This window comes from Curtobacterium sp. MCBD17_030 (genome assembly GCF_003224255.1).
Taxonomy (GTDB): Bacteria; Actinomycetota; Actinomycetes; order Actinomycetales; family Microbacteriaceae; genus Curtobacterium.
The window spans coordinates 77,190-98,209 of record NZ_QKLI01000004.1 but is presented as its reverse complement, the minus strand read 5'-3'; the positions used below and the strand labels follow the sequence as shown (position 1 = coordinate 98,209).

Sequence of the window (21,020 nt, the reverse complement as noted above, 5' to 3'; positions counted from 1 at the left end):
TCACTTCCGGATCCGCTCGGCCGCGCGCAGGCGCACGGGGGTAGCTCGGGGGTTGGCGGCGCGCTCGGCCTCGTCGGCCTGCTCGGCGCCCTTGACGACCAGGGCGAAGGTCGGTGCGTGCTCGGGGAGCTCCACCGGCAGGTCCGCCGGGGCGCTGGAGGTGGTCCGTTCGACGAGGGCGCGCTTCACGATGCGGTCCTCGAGCGACTGGTAGGACTCGACGACCAGGCGGCCGCCGACCCGGATGCGGTCGAGCGCGGCGGGGATCGCCCGCTCGAGGACGCTGAGTTCGGTGTTGACCTCGATCCGGAGCGCCTGGAACACCCGCTTCGCCGGGTGCCCCTGCCGCTGGATCGCGACCGGGGTGGCGTCGTGCAGCACCTGGACGAGGTCGCCGGACATCGTGAACGGGCGCTCGGCCCGGCGTTCGACGATCGCCTTCGCGTACCGGCCGGCGAGCTTCTCCTCGCCGTAGCGCTGGAAGATCCGGCGCAGCTCGCGCTCGTCGTAGTCGGCGAGGACCTCGGCGGCGGTGATGCCCTGCGTCCGGTCCATGCGCATGTCGAGCGGGGCGTCCTGGCTGTAGGCGAAGCCGCGCTCGGCACGGTCGAGCTGCAGCGACGAGACGCCGAGGTCGAAGAGCACACCGTCGACCGCGTCGATGCCGAGGCCGTCGAGCGCCTCCGGCAGTTCGTCGTACACGGTGTGCACGAGGCGCACGCGGTCGCCGAAGCGGGCGAGCCGCTCCCCCGCGATGCCGAGGGCGTCCGTGTCGCGGTCGAGCCCGACGAGCGTGAGCTCCGGGAAGCGCTCGAGCAGGCCCGCCGAGTGCCCGCCCATGCCGAGCGTCGCGTCGACGACGACCTTGCCCGGGCCGTCGAGCGTCGGCGTGAAGAGGTCGACGATCCGCTCGAGCATCACGGGGGTGTGCGGGAACTTCTCCGGTGCTGCCATGTGCGCCCCTGGACTCCTGGGCCGTGGGTCCGGATCCCCATCCATGCGACCTGACACCGGGGAAGGTGTGTCAGGGCGGACGGCTGGGAGTCTCGATCCACGGATCAGAAGATCCCCGGGATCACCTCCTCGTCGTTCTCGGCGAAGGCCTCTTCGGTCTCCGCGTAGTAGGCCTCCCACGCGCTGGTCGACCAGATCTCGGCGCGGTCACCGCTGCCGATGACCGTCAGGTCCCGCTCGAGCCCCGCGTACTCGCGGAGGTTCTGCGGGATCGTGACGCGGTTCTGCTTGTCGGGTTGTTCGGCGCTCGCTCCGGAGAGGAACAGGCGCATGTAGTCACGGGTCCGCTTCGACGTCATCGGCGCCTGGCGGATCCGCTCGTGGAGTTCCTCGAAGGTCCTGGCGCTGAAGACGACCACGCACCGTTCCTGGCCGCGGGTCATGACGAGACCGCCGGAGAGTTCGTCCCGGAACTTGGCGGGCAGGATCACGCGACCCTTCTCGTCGAGCTTCGGGGCATGGGTACCGAGCAGCACTCGGGGCCTCCCCTCAGCTCCACCGGTCTTCGTCTCGCCCCACGCTACTCCACTTCCCTCCACTTCGCTGCTCTCGCGCCCCACTCTCAGGCTCCGACACCCCTACTGGGGGCGCCCGCGCGCGGCTGCACCCCGCCCGATCCGCGCAACCACGCGCCTCCCGTCCGAGTGGAGCGCAGTGGAGGGATCCGGGCGCACAGAACACCGGTGTTCGTCCAACACGCCGCGTCATGCGGCGGCGTCGAAGACGAACACCGGTGTTGCGCAGCCAGCAAGGTCTGCGGGGGCACGGAAAAACGGGGCCGGCCTGGGAAGGCCGACCCCGTGGAGGGATGTGGAGGAGCTAGTCCTGCTGGTTGCGCTTGTCCCAGCGCTCGTTCATCCGGTCGATGAAGGAGCCGCCGGAGGATCCGCGAGCCGGTCGCGCTCCGGTCCGGGCGGAGCGCGCGGACGCGGCACGCGCTGGACGGGCCGTCGGGGTCCGACCACCCGGGCGGAGGGCGAAGAGCACCCCGGCCAACATCACGACGAAACCGAGCACACCGATCAGGGGCTGCTTGATGACGAGCCCGAGGACGATCACACCGACGCCGACGAGGCCGATCAGGACACCGATCGTGATCGCGGTGTACGTCGGACGGCCCTGGCGGCGGGTGACGCGCGCCACGAAGTCGGAGTCGTTCTGGTAGAGGCTCCGCTCCATCTCTTCGAGGAGGCGCTGCTCTTGCTCCGAGAGTGGCATCTTGGTTCCCTCTGGTTCCTGGGATCGACGCGGTGGAAGGGGTGGATCGATCTTACGACCGGACCACCCACTAAGGTAAGGACCGTGGCTGAGAGTACGCGATTAGTGGACCTCGTCTCGGCGCGGATCGATCGGGCTCTCGACGAGCAGCGCGACCGCCTCGCGGCGATCAGTCCCGACCTGGTCTCCTTCGACACGTTCGCCCGGGACCTGCTGTCCGGGGGGAAGCGCTTCCGGGCACTGTTCTGCTACTGGGGTTGGCAGTCCGTGGCGGGCCGTTCGGGCTCGTTCGACCCGCTGTCGGAAGGCGCCCGACAGACCACGGCCGAGGCGATCGTCACCGCCGCCGCCGCGCTCGAGGTCTTCCACGCCGCAGCACTGGTGCACGACGACATCATGGACCGTTCGGACACCCGTCGCGGGCGTCCGGCAGCGCACCGCCGTTTCGAGTCGCAGCACGCCGACTCCGGCTGGGTGGGCGACCGCGCGCTCTACGGCACGAACGCCGCACTGCTCCTCGGCGACATGCTGCTCTCACTCAGCGACTCCCTCTTCGACGAGGCCCTCGCGCTGCTCGACCCGGTGCGCGCGCGGATCGTCCGCCAGGAGTTCCACACGATGCGGCTCGACGTGACCGCGGGTCAGTACCTCGACATCCACGAGGAGACCGCCTGGCCGACGGTCGACGACGCCGAACAGCTCGTCCGGGCGCAGCGGGTGATCGTCTTCAAGTCCGCGAAGTACTCGGTCGAGGCACCGCTGCTCATCGGCGCGCTCATCGCGGGCGCCAGCGAGAGCCAGCTCGACGGCCTCCGGTCGTTCGGACTCCCCCTCGGCGTGGCGTACCAGCTGCGCGACGACATGCTCGGCGTGTTCGGAGACCCCGAGGTCACGGGCAAGCCCGCCGGTGACGACCTCCGCGAGGGCAAGCGCACCGTGCTCGTCGCGACCGCCCGCAAGTCCCTCCCGGTCGGCGCGCGCCAGCTGCTCGACGAGCTGCTCGGCGACCCGGACCTCGACGACGACCAGGTGCAGATGCTCCGTGCGACCCTCACCGACTCGGGTGCGGTCAGTGCGGTCGAACGTTCCATCGAGCGGCACGTCCAGCGGGCGAAGGCCGCGCTCGACGCGTCGCCGCTGACGCCGTCGGCGCGCGAACAGCTCGCGTCGCTCGCGGACACGGTCAGCCGCCGCTCCGCCTGATCGGGCGCGACCCCGGACGGACGGGAGGCCCGACACCAGCTGGTGTCGAACCTCCCGTCCGTCGGTCGGTCGCGTCGGCCGGTGCTACAGCAGCGACTGCGCGGCGCGCCGAACCTCGGCCTTGCGGTTCGCCCGGAGCGCGGCGATCGGCGTCGTCCCCATCGCGTCGTCCTCGGTGAGCATCCACCGGACGGCCTCGTCGTCGGTGAGCCCGTTGTCGCCGAGGACGATCAGGGTGCCGCGCAGCGAGGGCAGAGGTTCGGTGTCGTCGAGGAACTCGCTCGGGACGCGGAGGACGCCGTCCACGCGGGCGGGCAGCAGGGTCCGTTCCTCGAACAGGCGATGGACGCGGCCGGGGCTCACCCCCAGGAGGTCGACCAGGTCGGGCACGGTCAACCAGCGTTCGGACAGGGCGTCGTCTCCGGGAAGGGCAGCACTCACGGGTCCCATCGTGCCAGAGCCGGGCGGACCCGCGCAGCACCTTGGCGCGCGAGCCCGTGGAGCACGCCCGATCCGGCTCGATTGAGTCACATCAGTCACGGAAGTCACACCAGTCACGAGCACAACTTCCGGCGCTCTGGTTGACTTGGGAATCACAGCATGTCAGCGTGTGGTCACCTGGGTGTGCCGTGTGTGTGCACACGGCCGACAGACCAACCCCGTACCGACGACGTGCGCCAGACAGGAGAACGACCGTGGACAGGGACACGACCCCCGACGAGGCAGCCCGACGCCTCCGATCGTCGCGCTTCGCGACGATGCCGATCGTCCTCGCCGGCACGATCGCGGTGACGGCCGGCCTGACCGGACCGATCGCCCACCTCGAGCAGCGCCACGACGACGAGTCCGGCCGCCGACACGTCGACGAGGACCGGGACCTCGGTTCCGGGCCGGTCTTCGCCACCGCGGTCGCCCGCCAGCAGAAGCCGGTGGTCAGCACCGTCGCCGCCACGCGCTCCGCGGCCCCCACGACCTACACCGTGCGCCAGGGGGACACCGTCTCCGGCATCGCCGCACGGTACGGCCTGTCGGCGCAGGAGATCCTGGTCCGCAACGGCCTCGGCTGGAACACGATCATCCACGCCGGACAGACCCTCCGGCTCGCCTCGACCCCGGTCGGCGGAGCGGTCACGTCGACCGCCACGACCGCGAGCTACCACGTCAAGCAGGGCGACACCGTCTCCGGCATCGCGGCGAAGGTCGGCGTCTCGACCGCCGCGCTCCTCACCGCCAACGAGCTCTCGCAGCGCAGCGTGATCTACCCCGGTCAGTCCCTGCGCGTCCCGGCCGGACGGTCGAGTGCCACGAAGACCGCCACCACCGCCGGGCCGTCGGCACCCAGTGGCGCGCCCACCACGACCGCCACCGTGCGTCGCGCCGGCTCGGTCACCATCGGCAACGGCGACACCATCGTCTCGGTCGCCACCACGCACGGGGTCTCGGTCTCGTCGCTCCTCGCGGCGAACGGCCTGACCTACACGAGCACGATCTACGCCGGCAGCACGCTCGTCCTGCCCTCGAGCGGCCCGTCGCTCTCCACCGAGCAGCGCACGAACGCCGCCACCATCGTCCGCGTCGGCCGCTCACTCGGCGTCTCGGACCGGGGCCTCGTCATCGCGCTGGCCACCGCGATGCAGGAGTCGAACCTCCGGAACCTCGCACACGGCGACCGGGACTCCGTCGGCCTGTTCCAGCAGCGTCCGAGCCAGGGCTGGGGCACGCCGGGCCAGCTCCAGGACACCGTGTACGCGTCCGAGCTCTTCTTCGGCGGCTCGCGCAACCCGAACCCCGGCGTCACCGCCGGTCTGCTCGACATCCCGGGCTGGTCGTCGATGAGCGTGACCGAGGCGGCGCAGGCCGTCCAGCGGTCCGCGTACCCGAAGGCCTACGCCCAGTGGGAGCAGTCGGCCCACGCCTGGCTCCGCTCGCTCTGACCTCCGGTCGATCCGCAGCGCCGGGTCATCCCTCCGGTCGAGATCGTGTAACGACCGGTGCGCCGGTGCCGGTCCTCCCCGTCCGGATTCGTAGAATGCCGCAGATGACCACGAACGCCGCCACGGACCCGATGATCGGTCGCATGATCGATCAGCGGTACCGCGTCCGCTCCCGCATCGCGCGCGGCGGCATGGCGACGGTGTACCTGGCGACCGACGTCCGGCTGGAGCGCCGGGTCGCGGTGAAGATCATGCACGGGCACCTGGCGGACGACCAGGCGTTCCGGGAGCGCTTCATCCAGGAGGCCCGCTCCGCCGCCCGCCTGTCCCACCCGAACCTCGTCGGCGTCTACGACCAGGGCGCCGAGGACGACTGCGTCTACATCGTCATGGAGTACATCCCGGGCATCACGCTCCGGGACCTGCTGCACGAACACCGCGCGCTGACGCCCGAGCAGGCGACGGACATCCTCCGCGCCGTGCTCGCCGGCCTGGCCTCGGCCCACCGCGCCGGCATCGTGCACCGCGACCTCAAGCCGGAGAACGTCCTGCTCGCCGACGACGGGCGCATCAAGCTCGGCGACTTCGGGCTGGCCCGGGCCACCACCGCGAACACCGCGACCGGCGCCGCACTGCTCGGCACGATCGCGTACCTCTCCCCCGAGCTCGTCACCCGCGGCGCCGCCGACTCGCGCAGCGACATCTACGCGCTCGGCATCATGCTCTACGAGATGCTCACCGGCGAGCAGCCCTACAAGGGCGAGCAGCCGATGCAGATCGCGTACCAGCACGCGAACGACACGGTCCCCGCGCCGAGCGCGGCACGGCCGGGTGTCCCCGCCGAGCTCGACGACCTCGTCCTGTGGGCCACCGCCCGGGACCCGCGCGACCGTCCCCTCGACGCCCGCGAGATGCTCGACCACATGGCCGGCGCACAGCAGCGCGCGACCGGGCAGTACCGGACCGCCGTGCTCCGCCCCGAGAACGCGACCGCGATCCTCCCGTCCGGTGGCAGTCCCGGAGCCGCGGCCTTCGGGGACGACGTCGAGGACGCCAGCGAGCACGACACCACGGTCCTGGACCGTCGGGGCACGCAGGAGACGCCGTCGCGCCCCCGCAACCGCAACACACCCGGGCCGCGCCGCACCGGCGCGGTGACCGCGACCCTGTCGCCGGCCGGACAGCGCCTGGCCGACAAGTCCGCCAAGCGGCGGAGGCGCGGCTGGATCGCCCTGGTCATCGTGCTCGTCCTGGCCGTCGTCGGTGCCGGGATCGCCGCCTGGTACGGCCCCGGGCCGGGCGGCAACGTCCGGATCCCCGCCGTCGCGGGCAAGACCGTCTCGCAGGTCCGCCAGGCACTCGTGTCGAACGGTCTCCGTTCCGCCGAGGCCACCACGAGCCGTCCCGACCTGCAGGTGGCCGCCGGCCTGGTCACCGCGACCCAGCCGCCCGCCGACCGCGAGGTCCGGAAGGGCACCGCGATCCGCATCGTCGTGTCGAGCGGCCCGCGGATGATCAGCCTGCCGACGATCGTCGGGCAGTCCGTCTCCACCGCCCGCGCGGCGCTCGACGACGACTTCGACCTCCAGGACCCGCAGTACCGGTTCTCCGCCGATGTCCCCACCGACACCGTGATCGCCGCGACCGGACGTGACAGCTCGGGCGCGGTCGACCTCACCACCGTCGAACAGTACCCGGAGCGCGGCCCGGTCACGCTCACCGTCTCGCTCGGCGCGGTCCCGGACGTCGCCGGCGAGACCGTCGCCGACGCGACCGCCACGCTGCAGGGCGTCGGCCTGGTGCTCGGCAGTCAGACACAGCAGTTCAGCGAGACGGCACCGGCCGGCCAGGTCATCTCCGCCGCCCCCGCCGACGACCCTGTCGTCAAGGGCACGGCCATCGACGTCGTCGTGTCGAAGGGGCCCGCGCCGATCACGATGCCGAGGGACCTCGAGGGGAAGACCATCGACGAGGCGACCGCGACCCTGCAGGCTCTCGGGCTGAAGGTCAGCTACCCGGACTGCACGAACATCCTCTGCGGGTTCTACGACTGGAAGAGCAAGCTGCCGGTCACGACCACGAACCCGGGCGCCGGGGCCACGGTCCACAAGGGCGACACGATCGCCCTCTCCTACGACCAGTAGGGCCCGCTGCGCGTCACGGCCCGACGACGGACGGGAGGCCCGACACCGGACCGGTGTCGGGCCTCCCGTCCTGCAGGCGGTCCAGCGGTCAACTGCGGGTGACCGACGGGTGCGAGCGGAGCTCCTCGGCCACCAGGAAGGCGAGCTCGAGGGACTGCATGTGGTTCAGCCGCGGGTCGCAGAGCGACTCGTAGCGGGTGGCCAGGGTGGCCTCGTCGATGTGCTCCGAGCCGCCGAGGCACTCGGTGACGTCGTCGCCCGTGAGCTCGACGTGCATGCCGCCCGGGTACGTGCCGACCGCGCGGTGGACCTCGAAGAAGCCGAGGACCTCGTCCACGACGTCGTCGAAACGGCGCGTCTTGTAGCCGTTCGGGGTCGTCAGGCCGTTGCCGTGCATCGGGTCCGTGACCCACAACGGGGTGGCGTCCATGCCCTTCACCGCTTCGAGCAGCTTGGGCAGCTCGTCGCGGATCTTGCCGGCTCCCATACGCGTGATGAAGGTGAGGCGGCCCGGCTCGCGCTCGGGGTCGAGCTTCTCGATGAGGGCTTCCATGTCGGCGACCGTCGTGGTCGGGCCGAGCTTCACGCCGATCGGGTTCCGCACGCGGGACAGGAAGTCGACGTGGGCGCCGTCGAGGTCACGCGTGCGCTCCCCGATCCAGATGAAGTGGCCGGACGTGTCGTAGGGCTGGCCGGAGCGCGAGTCGATCCGGGTCATCGGGCGCTCGTAGTCCATGAGCAGGCCCTCGTGCGAGGCGTAGAACTCGACGTGCTTGAGCGCTTCGAAGTCGGCACCGCAGGCGGCCATGAACTGGATCGCGCGGTCGATCTCGGCGGCCAGGTTCTCGTAGCGGGCGTTCGCCGGGTTGGCGGCGAAGCCCTTGTTCCACGAGTGCACCTGCCGCAGGTCCGCGAAGCCGCCCTGGGTGAACGCGCGCACCAGGTTCAGGGTCGACGCGGCCGTGTGGTACCCCTGCACCAGTCGACGCGGGTCCGCCTGGCGGGACTCCGGCGTGAAGTCGTAGCCGTTGACGATGTCACCGCGGTACGCCGGCAGCGTGACGTCCCCGCGGGTCTCGAGGTCGCTCGAGCGGGGCTTGGCGAACTGGCCCGCCATCCGGCCCATCTTGATGACCGGCGTCGACGCACCGTAGGTGAGGACGACCGCCATCTGCAGGATCGTCTTGACGCGGTCGCGGATCGAGTCGGCGGTGGCACCGGCGAAGGTCTCGGCGCAGTCACCCCCCTGCAGCAGGAACGCCCGTCCGGACGCCGCGGCGGCCAGGCGGTCGCGGAGCTGGTCCACTTCCCCCGCGAAGACGAGCGGCGGCAGCGTGGCGATCTCGGCCGAGGCGGCTTCGGCGGCCGCGGGGTCCGGCCACGTCGGCTGCTGCTTGATCGGGAGCGTGCGCCAGTGGTCGAGGCCCGCGATCAGGTCCGGATCCTGCAGGGTGAGGGAGTCGATCGACTCGGACAAGGCTGCACCTCGGTGTTCTGGTTCGCGCACGGCCGTCGGCGGGCCGACGGCGTCCCGACGGATGCGGGACCGTCCGAGCCTACCGTCCGGCGGTGGTGCGACGCTCGCGCATGACGCTCTCGCGGGCCGTGGTGGCCCGCTCCTTGACGCTCGTCGCGTAGACGTCCTCGTACTCCTGCCGGCTCAGCCCGCGGAGCTCGTGCATGATCTCGTCCGTGACGCTCCGCAGGATGAAGCGGTCGGTCTCCAGGCCCTCGAAGCGCGAGAAGTCGAGCGGCTTGCCGAAGACGACGCCGACCCGCTTGAACTTCGGGAACTTCTGGCCGATCTGCTGGACCTCGCGCGTGCCGACCATGGCGACGGGGACCACCACGACCCGGCCCTCCAGGACCATCCGAGCGATGCCGGTGCGGCCACGGTAGAGCTTGCCGTCCGGGCTGCGGGTGCCCTCGGGGTAGATGCCGAGCTGCTCGCCGCGGGCCAGGACCTGCAGGCCGGTGCGGAGCGAGGCCTCGGACGCCTTGCCGCCGGAGCGGTCGATCGGCAGCTGTCCGATCGCGTTGAAGAACGTCTTCGTCGCCCAGCCCTTGAGGCCACGCCCGGTGAAGTAGTCGCTCTTCGCCAGGAACGACATCCGGCGGTCGAGCACGGCCGGCAGGATCACCGAGTCGATGAACGACACGTGGTTCGACGCGAAGATGACCGGGCCGGAGGCCGGGACGTTCTCACGTCCGATCACCCACGGCCGGAACAGGGTCAGGATGAGCGGGCCGAGCACGAAGTTCTTCAGCAGCCAGTAGAGCATCATCGACTCCGTCGGGTGGGGGTGTCAGGCCGTTCGGGCGTGGATGCGGGCGAGGTCGGCGGCACCGACGACGCCGGCGTCGTTGACGAGCTCGGCGATCACGAAGTCCGGCTCCGGGTGGTAGCCCCGGGCCGGCAGGTTGTTGAGGTACGCCTGCTTGATCGGTTCGAGCAGCCGGTCCCCCGCGCTCGCGACACCGCCGCCGAAGACGAACAGCTGCGGGTCGAGCACGGCCGACAGCGACGCGCAGGCCTCGCCGAGGTGTCGGCCGAGACGCCGGAGGGCCGCGAGGGCACCCGGGTCGTCGGCGAGGATGAGCTCCCCCACGACGGCGCCGTCGAGGTGCCCGCCGTTGGCGTCACGCGCTTCGGCCAGGGCGACACCGATGCCGCCGGCGTCCGCGACGTCGTTCGCCATCCGCTGCAGGGCGCGGCCGGAGCCGTACTGCTCGATGCAGCCGCGGGCACCGCAGCCGCAGGGCAGGCCGTTCGGGACGATCCGCAGGTGGCCGATCTCGCCGCCGGTGCCGAAGCCACCGCGGAACAGCCGGTCCTCCGTCACGATCGCGCCGCCGACACCCGTGCCGATGGTGAGCATGGTCATGTCGGACACGAGCCGTCCGGCGCCGAAGCGGAACTCCGCCCATCCGGCGGCGTTCGCGTCGTTGTCGACGGTGATGTGCAGGTCGCCCAGACGCTCCTGGAGCTTCTGGCGCAGCGGCTCGTTCCGCCAGCGGATGTTCGGCGTGTAGTACACGATCGACTGCGAGGCGTCGATGAAGCCCGGGGCCGCGACCCCCACCGCACCGACCTGGTGCTGGAGTCTGAGGCGCTCGACCATCGACACGACGTCGTCGAGCATGGCAACCGGGTCCGCAGCGTTCGTGGCGACGCGGTCCTCGGCGAGGATCTCGCCGAGCTCCGTGACGACCGCTCCCGCGATCTTGGTGCCCCCGATGTCGATTCCGATGGCATGCACGAACACGGAGCCTACCGGTTCGGCGGCGACTCACCGAACGTCCCGGCAGGCGTCCTATGCTGAGCGCGAGCCGTCTCGAAGATGAGCGGACTCACATCGAACGGGACAACGAGGGAGTTGCCGTGACCGATCAGCGTGCCGACCGCACGACGTCCACCAGCACGGGCGGATCGCCCGCCGCGCACGAGGCAGTACCGGCCGGTGACACCGGCCCGGTCGCCCCCGACCACGGCTCCGCCGCCCGCCTGCTGTCCGACCGCGCACGGCTGACCCCCGCGCGACCGATCCTGGCCGAGCGCACCGGCGACACGTGGACCGGCATCGCCGCCGCGGACGTCCTGGCCCGGGTCCGCGCCATCGCGAAGGGCTTCGTCGCCGCCGGTCTGCAGCCCGGGGCGCACGTCGCGATCCTCTCCCGCACGCGCATGGAGTGGACACTCGTCGACTTCGCGGTGTGGACCGCGGGCCTGGTGTCCGTGCCCGTCTACGAGACGAGCTCCCCGGACCAGATCCGCCACATCCTGTCGGATTCCGAGTCCGTGGCGATCGTCGTCGAGAAAGAGGAGCACGCGCGCCGCGTCGCCGGCATCGCGCCCGAGCTGCCCCACCTCGGGCAGCACTGGACCATCGACGGCGGTGGCCTGGACGACCTGGCTCGCCTCGGTGAGGAGATCGCCGACGACGAGCTCGACGCCCGCACCGCCGCCGTCTCCGGCCGCGACGACGCCACCATCATCTACACCTCGGGCACCACAGGCCGGCCGAAGGGGTGCGTGCTGCGCCACGACAACTTCACCGCCACGGTGGAGGGCTCGACCGAGGCGATGTCCGAGATCGTCGCCGGGGACGCCTCCACGCTGTTGTTCATCCCGATGGCCCACGTCTTCGCACGGTTCATCGCCGCGATGTCGGTCTCGGCGGGCGTCCTGGTCGGCCACGAGCCGGACACGAAGGACCTCATGCGGGCGGTCTCCACCTTCAAGCCGACGTTCCTGCTGGCGGTCCCCCGGGTGTTCGAGAAGATCTACAACTCGGCCGAGCAGAAGGCCGACCTCGGCGGCAAGGGCCGCGTCTTCCGCGCCGCCGCCGCCACCGCCGTCGCGCACTCCGAGGCCGTGGCCGCCGGACGGGTCCCGCTCGGGCTCGCCCTGCGTTTCCGCCTGTTCGACCGGCTCGTCTACAGCAAGCTCCGGGACGCGATCGGCGGCCGAGTCCGGTACGCCATCAGCGGCTCGGCGCCGCTCTCCCCCCGACTGTCGCACTTCTTCCGCTCGATCGGTGTGCAGATCCTCGAGGGCTACGGGCTCACCGAGACGACCGCCCCCGCGACGGTGAACCGGGCGACCGAGCTCCGGATCGGGTCGGTCGGCCGGGCACTCCCGGGCGTCGAGGTCCGGATCGCGGACGACCAGGAGATCCTGATCCGCGGCGTCGACGTCTTCGACCGCTACTGGCAGAACCCGGAGGCCACCGCCGCCGCCTTCCGCGACGGCTGGTTCCGCACCGGCGACCTCGGTCGGCTGGACGGCGACGGGATCCTGTCCGTCACCGGCCGCGCCAAGGAGCTCATCGTCACCGCGAGCGGCAAGAACGTCGCGCCGGCCCCGCTCGAGGACGCGATCCGCGAGCACCCGATCGTCGGGCAGGTCATCGTCGTCGGTGAGGGCAAGCCGTTCGTCGCCGCGCTCGTCACGCTGGACCGCGAGATGCTCCCCGGCTGGTGCGAGGCACGCGGCATCACCCCGCCGCTCAGCCCGCAGCAGGCGGCACACGACGAGCGGGTGCAGCAGGCCGTCCAGGAGGCCGTGGACACCGCGAACGGACGGGTGTCCCGTGCCGAGTCGGTCCGGTCCTTCTCGGTCGTCGACGCGGACCTGACCGAGGCCTCCGGACACCTGACGCCGAAGCTCACGATCAAGCGTTCGGTCGTCCTCCGGGACTTCGCCGCGGACATCGAGTACATCTACTCGGGCTCGAAGGTGCAGACCACGGCGACGCCGGTGGTGCAGTCGCGACGGCGGCACTGAGCGCCCGGCACCGGCCGGACCGCCTGGAGGCCCGCCACCCGTCCGTCGGACGGGTGGCGGGCCTCCAGTGCGTGGCCGGTGTGGCCGGTGGCTGACTGACCGACGTCGCGGTCGGGCCGATCAGGCCTGCGGGGCCTCGGGAGCGTCGATCGGGTCGAGGACCGCGGTCGATGCGGTGCTCGTCGAGACCTGCTCGGGGCGGCGGTTGGTGCGGGTGCGGTGCGAGCTGAGCTCGTCGTTCTGGGGTGCCATCGTGCTCGTCCTGGGAGAGTGGGAACCGCCGGCGGGTGACCGACTGCGGAACACCGTACCTCGCGATGAGGACAGTGCGACAATCCCGCGTCCGGGTGTCACGTTCCGTCCCCCGAGGGCGTCCCCCGGTGCGACGACCGGAGGACGCGACGAGGTCAGCGGACGGTGACCGACCGACAGCCGAGCAGCGGGTTCGTCGACCCGGCGCCGACGTTGATCCCGTAGGCGCAGACGTCGTGCGTGCCCGCCGACAGCCGGACCGTCGTGGAGTACCCGGACGCGGCCGGAGCGGCGGGGTGTGCCCGGACGACGTCCGGACGGGCGAGCGACGTGGACACCCGTCCGAGGCTCTTCGTCCCGGTCTTCCCGTCGTAGAGGGCGACCGCGAGCGGGTTGCGCGTGTCCGGGTCGTACGCCCAGCCCGTGACGGTGACGCCACCGCTGCCGGCGGTCGCGGAGTCGAGGCGGCCGACGGGGTCGTGCGAGCGGTCCACCGAGGCCACCGGACCGGCCTTCATGACGACCGGCGCGCCGGCGGTCTCGTTGTCCGAACTGCCGTCCGGGTGCCGCAGCGTGACCTGCACGGCGTACTTGCCGGCGGGCATCGAGCCGAGTCGGAACGGCACCGAGTTCGCCCCCTTCGTCACGGCGACACCGGTGGCGATGCGCTGCCATGCCCCGCTGCCGGTGCGCACCGTGACGTCCGCGGTGCTGCCCGCCACCCAGGCGTTGTCGTGGAAGGTCACCGTGGTGGACCCGGTCGCCGCAGGGTCCGCGCGCAGGTGCACGGACTTCAGGTGCCACACGGCTTTGCCCGGGTCCTCGTTCGGGTCGAAGCGGAGGCCGGTGATCGTCTGTCCGGCCCACCCGGCCTTCGGGGTGAGGGCGTCCTCGTCCAGCGGGTTCTGTGCCGTCAGGTCGACGCTCGTCTCGGCGGCGTTGCCGTTCGAGTAGGTCAGGAGGTCGTTGCCGATCTGCGGTGTGCCCGTCCCCGCGACGTTCCAGATCGCCCGGGCCATCTTGCCGCCGCCGGCCGAACCGGACAGGTCGAACGGTCCGTCGTACCGCATGTCCCACTGCAGGTAGTGGTAGGTGCTCCCCGCCATCCGCGAGACCGGCAGGTGGACCTGCGGGTCGTTCTGGTGCGGGCCGGCGTTCCGGGCGGTGATGCCCCGACTGTCGCGGGACAGAACGGTGGTGTTCGAGTACTTGACGTGCGAGGTCGCCGTCGCCGAGGTGAAGTTCCAGGGGCGACCGGTGGTGGCCGTCGCGTAGTCCTGCCCCTGCGTGGGGTTCGGGGTGTCCACGACGAGCTGGGGTCGCGGGGTCACGGTGTAGCCGGGGTAGGTCCCCGCGGGCATGCCGGCGTGAGGGTGGGAGGCGTCCGGTGCCGCGTGCAGCCGCACCCAGTCGATGCTCGCCTGCTTGCCGGTGTCGCCGGCGTTCCCGGGGAGGACCACCGGGTCGAGGCGGAAGACCACCTTCTTGCCGGACCGCCACGGCACCTTCGCGAGCAGGGTCGACTGCTTCGCGAGGTCGAACGTGTAGACGTGCGGGCCCTGCACGACCGGGAAGGTGAAACCGCCGCCACACGCTGCGGTCTGCTCGCGGCAGGTGAACCAGTACACCGCGCCGATGCGCTTCGTCAGCGGCTGGTCCATCGAGAAGGTCAACCGCGAGTACCGTGCCGGGTCGACCGGCTGACGAGCGCCGTCCCGGCCGGTCGCCAGGCTGCCCGAGATCGAGTGCACCAGGAACAGCTGGTCCCCCGGCGTCAGTCCCACCTTGAGTGCACCGCCGGACACCGTCGCGGGGGTGCCCGAGAAGTCGGTGTTGAAGTCCGCTGCGCTGGTGAAGTCCCAGGCGTCGCCGAACGCGTCGCTGGCGTAGTCGGCCGCCTCGGACTCCGTGGTCGCCGCGCTCGCCCGCACCGGCGCACCGACCACCGCGCCGAGGGTCAGACCGACCGCGACCGCGATCGCCGTGGCGACGGCCGCGGTTCGTCGCTGTCCCGGTGCTCGTGGCACCCCGGGTGCTCGTGGCGCCGGCCGCTGGATGGAGGTGTCGTCGTGCATGTGATGTCCCCTGCCTGGTCGTCCGGCACCCGGTGACCGGGCGAACCGGGTGGACAGACGACGCGGCCGTTCCGACCCCCGGTTCGGGGTCGGCACGTCGGGAGCGCACGAGGTCGTCGAGCGGAGCCTACGACGCGGTCCGCGGCAGCGGAAGACGGACGGTCCACGGCGCGCAGTCGTACGGTCCTGCGAGCCGCAGGACGTCGTGCGTCCTAGTGGAACCAGTCCTGTGCACGGATGTCCCGGAGCGCCTGCCGACGGGTCTCCGGGTCGAGGGTCATCACGTAGACGGTGCCGTCCAGGTGGTCGCACTCGTGCTGCAGGGCCTCGGCCATCAGTCCGGTCCCCTCGAGCTCCACCGGCTCGCCGTCGAGGTCCACCCCCCGGACCTTGGCGTACGGGAAGCGCTTCGTCGGGTAGGCCAGGCCGGGCACGGACAGGCAGCCCTCGTCCATGAGCTCGGGCTCGCCGGAGGTCTCGACGACCTCGGGGTTGAGGACGTACCCGACCTCCCCGTCGACGTTGTACGAGAAGGCACGGAGCCCGACGCCGATCTGCGGAGCCGCGACGCCGGCGCGGCCGGGCTCCTGGACGGTGTCGATGAGGTCCTGCACGAGTTCGCGGATGCCGTCGGACCCGATGCGGACCGGGTCGGCGGGCGAACGGAGGACGGGGTCGCCGAACAGGCGGATGGGACGGACGGTCACGTTACTGCAGCACCACCAGGAGGTCGCCGGCGTCCACCTGCTGGGTCACCGGGATCGCGAGACGGCCGACGGTCCCCGCGACGGGTGCCGTGATGGCCGCTTCCATCTTCATCGCCTCGATGCTCGCCACGGCCTGACCGGCCTCGACGACGTCACCGACGGCGACCTTGAGCGTCACGACCCCGGCGAACGGGGCGGCGACGTGCTTCGGGTCGGACCGGTCCGCCTTCTCGGCGGCCTTGGTCTCGACGACGACCGAGCGGTCGCGCACGGCCACCGGCCGCAGCTGCCCGTTCATGGTCGTCATGACGGTCCGGATGCCCCGCGCGTCGACCTCGCCGATCGCCTCGAGCCCGACGAGCAGGTTCACGCCCCTGCCGAGCGGCACGACGTGCTCCTCGCCTGCCCGGAGGCCGTAGAGGTAGTCCACGGTGGGGACGACCGACAGGTCGCCGAACTCGTCGCGGACCTGTTGGAACTGCCGGGTCGGCTGCTCGAACAGCAGACGGTTCAGGGCCTGCTGCCGCACGGTCCCCGGGGTGTCGAGCGCGGCACGCTCGTGCTCCGGCACCGGCGTCACGGCGATCCGGACGTCACGGCCGGCCAGGACCTTCGAGCGGAACGGCTCCGGCCAGCCACCGGGCAGGTCGCCGAGCTCCCCCGCCATGAACCCGATCACGGAGTCGGGCACGTCGTACTTCTCGGGGTGCTGCTCGAAGTCCGCCGGGTCGGCGTCGACGGCGGCGAGCTGCAGGGCGAGGTCGCCGACGACCTTCGACGACGGGGTGACCTTGGGCGGGCGTCCGAGGATCCGGTTCGCCTCGGCGTACCAGTCCTCGACCTGCTCGAACCGGTCGCCGAGCCCGAGCGCGATGGCCTGCTGGCGGAGGTTCGACAGCTGCCCGCCGGGGATCTCGTGCTTGTAGACGCGGCCGGTCGGCCCGGCGAGCCCGGACTCGAACGGTGCGTAGACGCGGCGGACCGCTTCCCAGTAGGGCTCGAGGTCGCCGACGGCACCGAGGTCGATGCCGGTGTCCCGCTCGGTGTGCGCGAGCGCTGCCACCAGGGCGGACATGCTCGGCTGGCTGGTCGTGCCCGCCATCGGCGCCGCCGCGACGTCGACCGCATCCGCGCCGGCACGGGAGGCCGCGAGGAGCGTCGCGAGCTGCCCGCCCGCGGTGTCGTGGGTGTGCACGTGCACTGGCTGGTCGAACCGTTCGCGCAACGCGGCGACGAGCTTCTCGGCCGCCCCTGCGCGGAGGAGACCCGCCATGTCCTTGATCCCGATGACGTGCGCACCGGCGTCGACCATCTGCTCAGCGAGCCGCAGGTAGTAGTCGAGCGTGTAGAGGTCCTCGGCCGGGTCGAGGAGGTCGCCGGTGTAGCAGAGCGCCGCTTCCGCGACGGCCGTGCCGGTGGCGAGCACGGCCTCCAGGGCGGGACGCAGCTGACTCACGTCGTTCAGTGCGTCGAAGACCCGGAACACGTCGACGCCGGTGACGGCGGCCTCGGCCACGAACGCGTCCGTCACCTCGGTCGGGTACGGCGTGTAGCCGACCGTGTTGCGGCCGCGCAGCAGCATCTGGATCGGGAGGTTCGGCATCGCCTGGCGCAGCGACGTCAGGCGTTCCCACGGGTCCTCGCCGAGGAACCGGAGGGCGACGTCGTAGGTCGCTCCGCCCCAGGCCTCGACGCTGAGCAGCTGCGGGGTGAGCCGGGCGACGTACGGGGCCACCGCGACGAGGTCCTTCGTGCGGACCCGGGTGGCGAGGAGCGACTGGTGCGCGTCCCGCATCGTGGTCTCGGTGACGGCCAGGGCGGTCTGTGCGCGGAGCGAACGAGCCCACTCGGCCGGTCCGACGCGGAGCAGCAGGTCGCGCTGCCCCTCGGGGAGCGGCGCGGTGAGGTCGGCCGCCGGCAGCTTCAGCGCCGGGTCGACCACGTGCACGGCCGGCGAGCCGTTCGGCTTGTTCACCGTGACGTCCGCGAGCCAGTTGAGCACCTTCGTGCCGCGGTCCTTCGACACGTGGCCGTCGAAGAGCTGCGGACGCTCGCCGATGAACGCCGTGGAGACGTCACCGCGGGCGAAGTCCGGGTCCTCCAGGACGGCCTGCAGGAACGGGATGTTCGTGCTGACGCCGCGGATCCGGAACTCGGCGAGGGCACGACGCGCGCGGGCGACTGCCGCCGGGAAGTCCCGACCGCGGCACGTCATCTTCGCGAGCATCGAGTCGAAGTGCGGGCTGATCTGGGCACCCGTGGCCACCGTGCCGCCGTCCAGGCGGACGCCGGCACCGCCCGGGCTGCGGTAGGTGGTGATGCGGCCGGTGTCGGGCCGGAAGCCCTGCGTCGGGTCCTCGGTCGTGATGCGCGTCTGCAGCGCCGCACCGTGCACCGACACCGTGTCCTGCGACAGGCCGAGGTCGGCGAGGGTCTCTCCCGCGGCGATGCGCATCTGCGACTGGACGAGGTCGACGTCGGTGACCTCTTCCGTCACGGTGTGCTCGACCTGGATGCGCGGGTTCATCTCGATGAAGACGTGCTGGCCGGCCCGCTCGCCCACGGTGTCGAGCAGGAACTCGACCGTGCCGGCGTTGACGTACCCGATCGACCGGGCGAAGGCCACGGCGTCCCGGTGCAGTGCCGCGGCGACGGCGGGGTCGAGGTTCGGCGCCGGGGCGATCTCGACGACCTTCTGGTTGCGGCGCTGCACCGAGCAGTCCCGCTCGAACAGGTGGATCGTGCCGGCGTCGGTGCCGGTGGCGTCCGCCAGGATCTGGACCTCGATGTGGCGCGGCCGCAGCACCGCCATCTCGAGGAACATCGTCGGGTCACCGAACGCACTGTCGGCTTCGCGCATGGCCTCTTCGAGCGCCGGCCGGAGCTCGGCGGCGGTCTCGACGCGGCGCATGCCACGACCACCACCACCGGCGACGGCCTTCGCGAACACCGGGAACCCGATCGCTTCGGCGCCCGCGACGAGTTCGTCGACGTCGCGACTGGCCGGGGTGCTCGCGAGCACCGGGACGCCCGCGGCGATGGCGTGCTCCTTCGCGGTCACCTTGTTGCCGGCCATCTCGAGTACGTGCTCGCCCGGGCCGATGAAGGTGATGCCGGCCGCGGCGGCCGCGGCGGCGAGCTCCGGGTTCTCGGACAGGAACCCGTAGCCCGGGTAGATCGCGTCCGCCCCTGACTCGCGGGCCACCCGGATGATCTCCGAGACGTCCAGGTACGCGCGGACCGGGTGGCCGCGTTCGCCGATCAGGTAGGCCTCGTCGGCCTTCAACCGGTGCAGGGAGTTGCGGTCTTCGTACGGGTAGACCGCCACGGTCCGGGCACCGAGCTCGTACGCTGCGCGGAAGGCCCGGATGGCGATCTCGCCACGGTTCGCGACCAGGATCTTGGTGAACACGAGGTCCCTTTCAGCCCGGGTTGAGGTCTCACAACCTTACTGGCGGTAACGTTGCTCATCGTGCATGTACTCAGCGTGAGCTCCCTCAAGGGCGGTGTCGGCAAGACGACGGTGACGCTCGGCCTGACGTCAGCGGCGTTCGCCAGGGGTCTGCGCACCCTCGTGGTGGACCTCGACCCCCAGTCGGACGTCTCCACGGGCCTCGACATCGACCTGACCGGTCACCTCAACGTGGCCGACGTCCTCGAGAACCCGAAGGAGAAGATCGTCCGCCAGGCCATCGCGCCGTCCGGCTGGACGAAGGGTTCCCAGGGCAAGATCGATGTCATGGTCGGGTCGCCCTCGGCCATCAACTTCGACGGGCCACACCCGTCGATCCGCGACATCTGGAAGCTGGAGGAGGCGCTGGCGAACGTCGAGGCCGACTACGACCTCGTCCTCATCGACTGCGCCCCGTCCTTGAACGCGCTGACCCGCACCGCGTGGGCCGCTTCCGACCGGGTCTCCGTCGTCACCGAGCCCGGACTGTTCTCCGTCGCCGCCGCTGACCGGGCCCTCCGCGCGATCGAGGAGATCCGTCGTGGTCTCTCGCCGCGCCTCCAGCCCCTGGGCATCATCGTGAACCGCGCTCGGGTGCAGTCGCTCGAGCACCAGTTCCGCATCAAGGAGCTCCGCGACATGTTCGGGCCGCTCGTGCTCTCGCCGCAGCTGCCGGAGCGCACGTCGCTCCAGCAGGCGCAGGGTGCGGCGAAGCCCCTGCACGTCTGGCCGGGCGAGTCCGCGCAGGAGATGGCACGGAACTTCGACCAGCTGCTCGAGCGGATCATGCGCACGGGCAAGATCGGGCCGTACGCGGACGGCGCGGGCGCGATCGCCTGACGTTCGTCCGTCGCTCGGAGGGTCGCCCCCGGGCGGCCCTTCGTCGTTCCCGGGGGTCCCCGGCGGTGCCACCTGCTGGGGTGGTGGCCGGTGTCGGCCGCGCTCACCTGCCGACCGGACGGGACCAACGCGGTCCTCCGCGCCTCCCGAGGTCGCGCAACACGCCGCGTGACCGCTGCCGACGTCGCACGAACTGTCGGCCCGCGGCCGTGGAGGCGGCAGAACACGCGACCTCGCCGAGCACACGCGGGACGGGAGGGGCGGGGCGCGGCAGTCAGGCGGGCGTCGGAACCGGGATGGTCACGACACGACAGCCGGGACGGTCAGGACGCGCGGGTGGCCCGGCGGGCGGCGAGCTCGTCGCTCGGGTCCTCCGCCGGGGTGGCGTCGAGCTCCACCAGGGAGGACTCGACCTCGCGCAGGACCTTGCCCACGGCGATGCCGAAGACACCCTGTCCGCGAGAGACCAGGTCGATGACCTCGTCGTCCGAGGTGCACAGGTACACCGAGGCGCCGTCGGACATCAGGGTCGTCTGCGCCAGGTCGCTCACGCCGGCTTCGCGGAGCTGGTTGACGGCGGTGCGGATCTGCTGCAGGGAGATCCCGGTGTCGAGCAGGCGCTTGACGAGCTTGAGGACGAGGATGTCGCGGAAGCCGTAGAGCCGCTGCGACCCCGAGCCGGCAGCGCCGCGGATCGTGGGCTGCACGAGTTCGGTGCGGGCCCAGTAGTCGAGCTGTCGGTAGCTGATGCCAGCGGCCTTCGCAGCGACGGTGCCGCGGTAGCCGTTCTGCTCGTCGTGCTCGGGCAGGCCGTCGGTGAAGAGCAGCCCGAGGTCGTACCGCGTCATGTCAGACGGGGTACCGGGGACATCGTTCCCACTCATCAGCTTGCCTT

17 protein-coding genes are annotated in these 21,020 nt (G+C 71.5%); 5 read left to right on the top strand and 12 right to left on the bottom strand.

Features of this window, described 5'->3' with window-relative positions:
• The 3 genes from rsmH to DEI89_RS05755 form a co-directional block, all read right to left on the bottom strand.
• A complete protein-coding gene (rsmH, locus tag DEI89_RS05765) occupies nucleotides 1-954 on the bottom strand; it encodes a 16S rRNA (cytosine(1402)-N(4))-methyltransferase RsmH (RefSeq protein WP_110903089.1) in 954 nt (317 codons plus the stop codon).
• Between the two features lie 104 nt (nucleotides 955-1,058).
• On the bottom strand, nucleotides 1,059-1,490 hold the full coding sequence (mraZ, locus tag DEI89_RS05760; protein WP_110903088.1) for a division/cell wall cluster transcriptional repressor MraZ: 432 nt from the start codon (nucleotides 1,488-1,490) through the stop codon (nucleotides 1,059-1,061).
• Between the two features lie 343 nt (nucleotides 1,491-1,833).
• Nucleotides 1,834-2,232 (bottom strand): DUF3040 domain-containing protein, encoded by a 399-nt coding sequence (locus tag DEI89_RS05755; RefSeq protein WP_110903087.1) that lies wholly within the window; start codon nucleotides 2,230-2,232, stop codon nucleotides 1,834-1,836.
• An 84-nt stretch (nucleotides 2,233-2,316) separates the two neighbouring features.
• Here DEI89_RS05755 and DEI89_RS05750 point away from each other — a divergent pair, with 84 nt between their 5' ends.
• On the top strand, nucleotides 2,317-3,435 hold the full coding sequence (locus tag DEI89_RS05750) for a polyprenyl synthetase family protein (RefSeq protein WP_110903086.1): 1,119 nt from the start codon (nucleotides 2,317-2,319) through the stop codon (nucleotides 3,433-3,435).
• A gap of 84 nt (nucleotides 3,436-3,519) precedes the next feature.
• Here DEI89_RS05750 and DEI89_RS05745 read toward each other — a convergent pair whose 3' ends face one another.
• Entirely contained in the window at nucleotides 3,520-3,876 is a 357-nt protein-coding gene (locus DEI89_RS05745) for an Rv2175c family DNA-binding protein (RefSeq protein WP_258366246.1), read from the bottom strand.
• A 254-nt stretch (nucleotides 3,877-4,130) separates the two neighbouring features.
• On the opposite strand from DEI89_RS05745, the gene DEI89_RS05740 reads away from it, so the two are divergent.
• Nucleotides 4,131-5,369 (top strand): LysM peptidoglycan-binding domain-containing protein, encoded by a 1,239-nt coding sequence (locus DEI89_RS05740; RefSeq protein ID WP_258366492.1) that lies wholly within the window; start codon nucleotides 4,131-4,133, stop codon nucleotides 5,367-5,369.
• 104 nt (nucleotides 5,370-5,473) lie between these two features.
• A complete protein-coding gene (pknB, locus tag DEI89_RS05735) occupies nucleotides 5,474-7,513 on the top strand; it encodes a Stk1 family PASTA domain-containing Ser/Thr kinase (protein ID WP_110903199.1) in 2,040 nt (679 codons plus the stop codon).
• An 88-nt stretch (nucleotides 7,514-7,601) separates the two neighbouring features.
• On the opposite strand, the gene DEI89_RS05730 is transcribed toward pknB, so the two are convergent.
• The 3 genes from DEI89_RS05730 to DEI89_RS05720 form a co-directional block, all read right to left on the bottom strand.
• On the bottom strand, nucleotides 7,602-8,948 hold the full coding sequence (locus tag DEI89_RS05730) for a class II 3-deoxy-7-phosphoheptulonate synthase (protein ID WP_110903198.1): 1,347 nt from the start codon (nucleotides 8,946-8,948) through the stop codon (nucleotides 7,602-7,604).
• Nucleotides 8,949-9,069: 121 nt separating this feature from the next.
• Nucleotides 9,070-9,795: a 1-acyl-sn-glycerol-3-phosphate acyltransferase gene (locus tag DEI89_RS05725; protein WP_110903197.1), complete on the bottom strand. Its 726-nt coding sequence runs from the start codon at nucleotides 9,793-9,795 to the stop codon at nucleotides 9,070-9,072.
• Nucleotides 9,796-9,819: 24 nt separating this feature from the next.
• Nucleotides 9,820-10,773 carry an ROK family glucokinase gene (locus tag DEI89_RS05720; protein ID WP_110903196.1) on the bottom strand — a complete coding sequence of 318 codons (954 nt, stop codon included), beginning with the start codon at nucleotides 10,771-10,773 and terminating at the stop codon, nucleotides 9,820-9,822.
• Nucleotides 10,774-10,895: 122 nt separating this feature from the next.
• On the opposite strand from DEI89_RS05720, the gene DEI89_RS05715 reads away from it, so the two are divergent.
• Complete coding sequence (locus DEI89_RS05715; RefSeq protein WP_258368779.1) at nucleotides 10,896-12,800, top strand: long-chain fatty acid--CoA ligase; 1,905 nt, start codon at nucleotides 10,896-10,898, stop codon at nucleotides 12,798-12,800.
• Between the two features lie 120 nt (nucleotides 12,801-12,920).
• Here the strand turns inward: DEI89_RS05715 and DEI89_RS18030 are convergent, their stop codons facing one another.
• From DEI89_RS18030 to DEI89_RS05700, 4 genes are all read right to left on the bottom strand, one after another.
• A complete protein-coding gene (locus tag DEI89_RS18030; protein ID WP_258366243.1) occupies nucleotides 12,921-13,052 on the bottom strand; it encodes a hypothetical protein in 132 nt (43 codons plus the stop codon).
• A 155-nt stretch (nucleotides 13,053-13,207) separates the two neighbouring features.
• Nucleotides 13,208-15,127, bottom strand: coding sequence for a hypothetical protein (locus DEI89_RS05710; RefSeq protein WP_110903083.1), 1,920 nt, complete (start codon nucleotides 15,125-15,127; stop codon nucleotides 13,208-13,210).
• A 212-nt stretch (nucleotides 15,128-15,339) separates the two neighbouring features.
• Nucleotides 15,340-15,834 (bottom strand): peptide deformylase, encoded by a 495-nt coding sequence (gene def / locus DEI89_RS05705; protein ID WP_110903082.1) that lies wholly within the window; start codon nucleotides 15,832-15,834, stop codon nucleotides 15,340-15,342.
• A 1-nt stretch (nucleotide 15,835) separates the two neighbouring features.
• Nucleotides 15,836-19,246, bottom strand: coding sequence for a pyruvate carboxylase (locus tag DEI89_RS05700; protein ID WP_110903081.1), 3,411 nt, complete (start codon nucleotides 19,244-19,246; stop codon nucleotides 15,836-15,838).
• Between the two features lie 60 nt (nucleotides 19,247-19,306).
• On the opposite strand from DEI89_RS05700, the gene DEI89_RS05695 reads away from it, so the two are divergent.
• On the top strand, nucleotides 19,307-20,125 hold the full coding sequence (locus DEI89_RS05695) for a ParA family protein (RefSeq protein ID WP_110903195.1): 819 nt from the start codon (nucleotides 19,307-19,309) through the stop codon (nucleotides 20,123-20,125).
• Between the two features lie 323 nt (nucleotides 20,126-20,448).
• Here DEI89_RS05695 and DEI89_RS05690 read toward each other — a convergent pair whose 3' ends face one another.
• Complete coding sequence (locus tag DEI89_RS05690; RefSeq protein ID WP_110825505.1) at nucleotides 20,449-21,009, bottom strand: MerR family transcriptional regulator; 561 nt, start codon at nucleotides 21,007-21,009, stop codon at nucleotides 20,449-20,451.
• Between the last annotated feature and the right edge of the window lie 11 nt (nucleotides 21,010-21,020).

What these genes read in the sequence shown, in the direction of transcription:
- DEI89_RS05725 (WP_110903197.1), bottom strand. Translation starts at nt 9,795, where the DNA reads ATGCTCTACTGGCTGCTGAAGAACTTCGTGCTCGGCCCGCTCATCCTG.
- pknB (WP_110903199.1), top strand. Translation starts at nt 5,474, where the DNA reads ATGACCACGAACGCCGCCACGGACCCGATGATCGGTCGCATGATCGAT.
- DEI89_RS05755 (WP_110903087.1), bottom strand. Translation starts at nt 2,232, where the DNA reads ATGCCACTCTCGGAGCAAGAGCAGCGCCTCCTCGAAGAGATGGAGCGG.
- rsmH (WP_110903089.1), bottom strand. Translation starts at nt 954, where the DNA reads ATGGCAGCACCGGAGAAGTTCCCGCACACCCCCGTGATGCTCGAGCGG.
- DEI89_RS18030 (WP_258366243.1), bottom strand. Translation starts at nt 13,052, where the DNA reads ATGGCACCCCAGAACGACGAGCTCAGCTCGCACCGCACCCGCACCAAC.
- DEI89_RS05690 (WP_110825505.1), bottom strand. Translation starts at nt 21,009, where the DNA reads ATGAGTGGGAACGATGTCCCCGGTACCCCGTCTGACATGACGCGGTAC.
- DEI89_RS05710 (WP_110903083.1), bottom strand. Translation starts at nt 15,127, where the DNA reads ATGCACGACGACACCTCCATCCAGCGGCCGGCGCCACGAGCACCCGGG.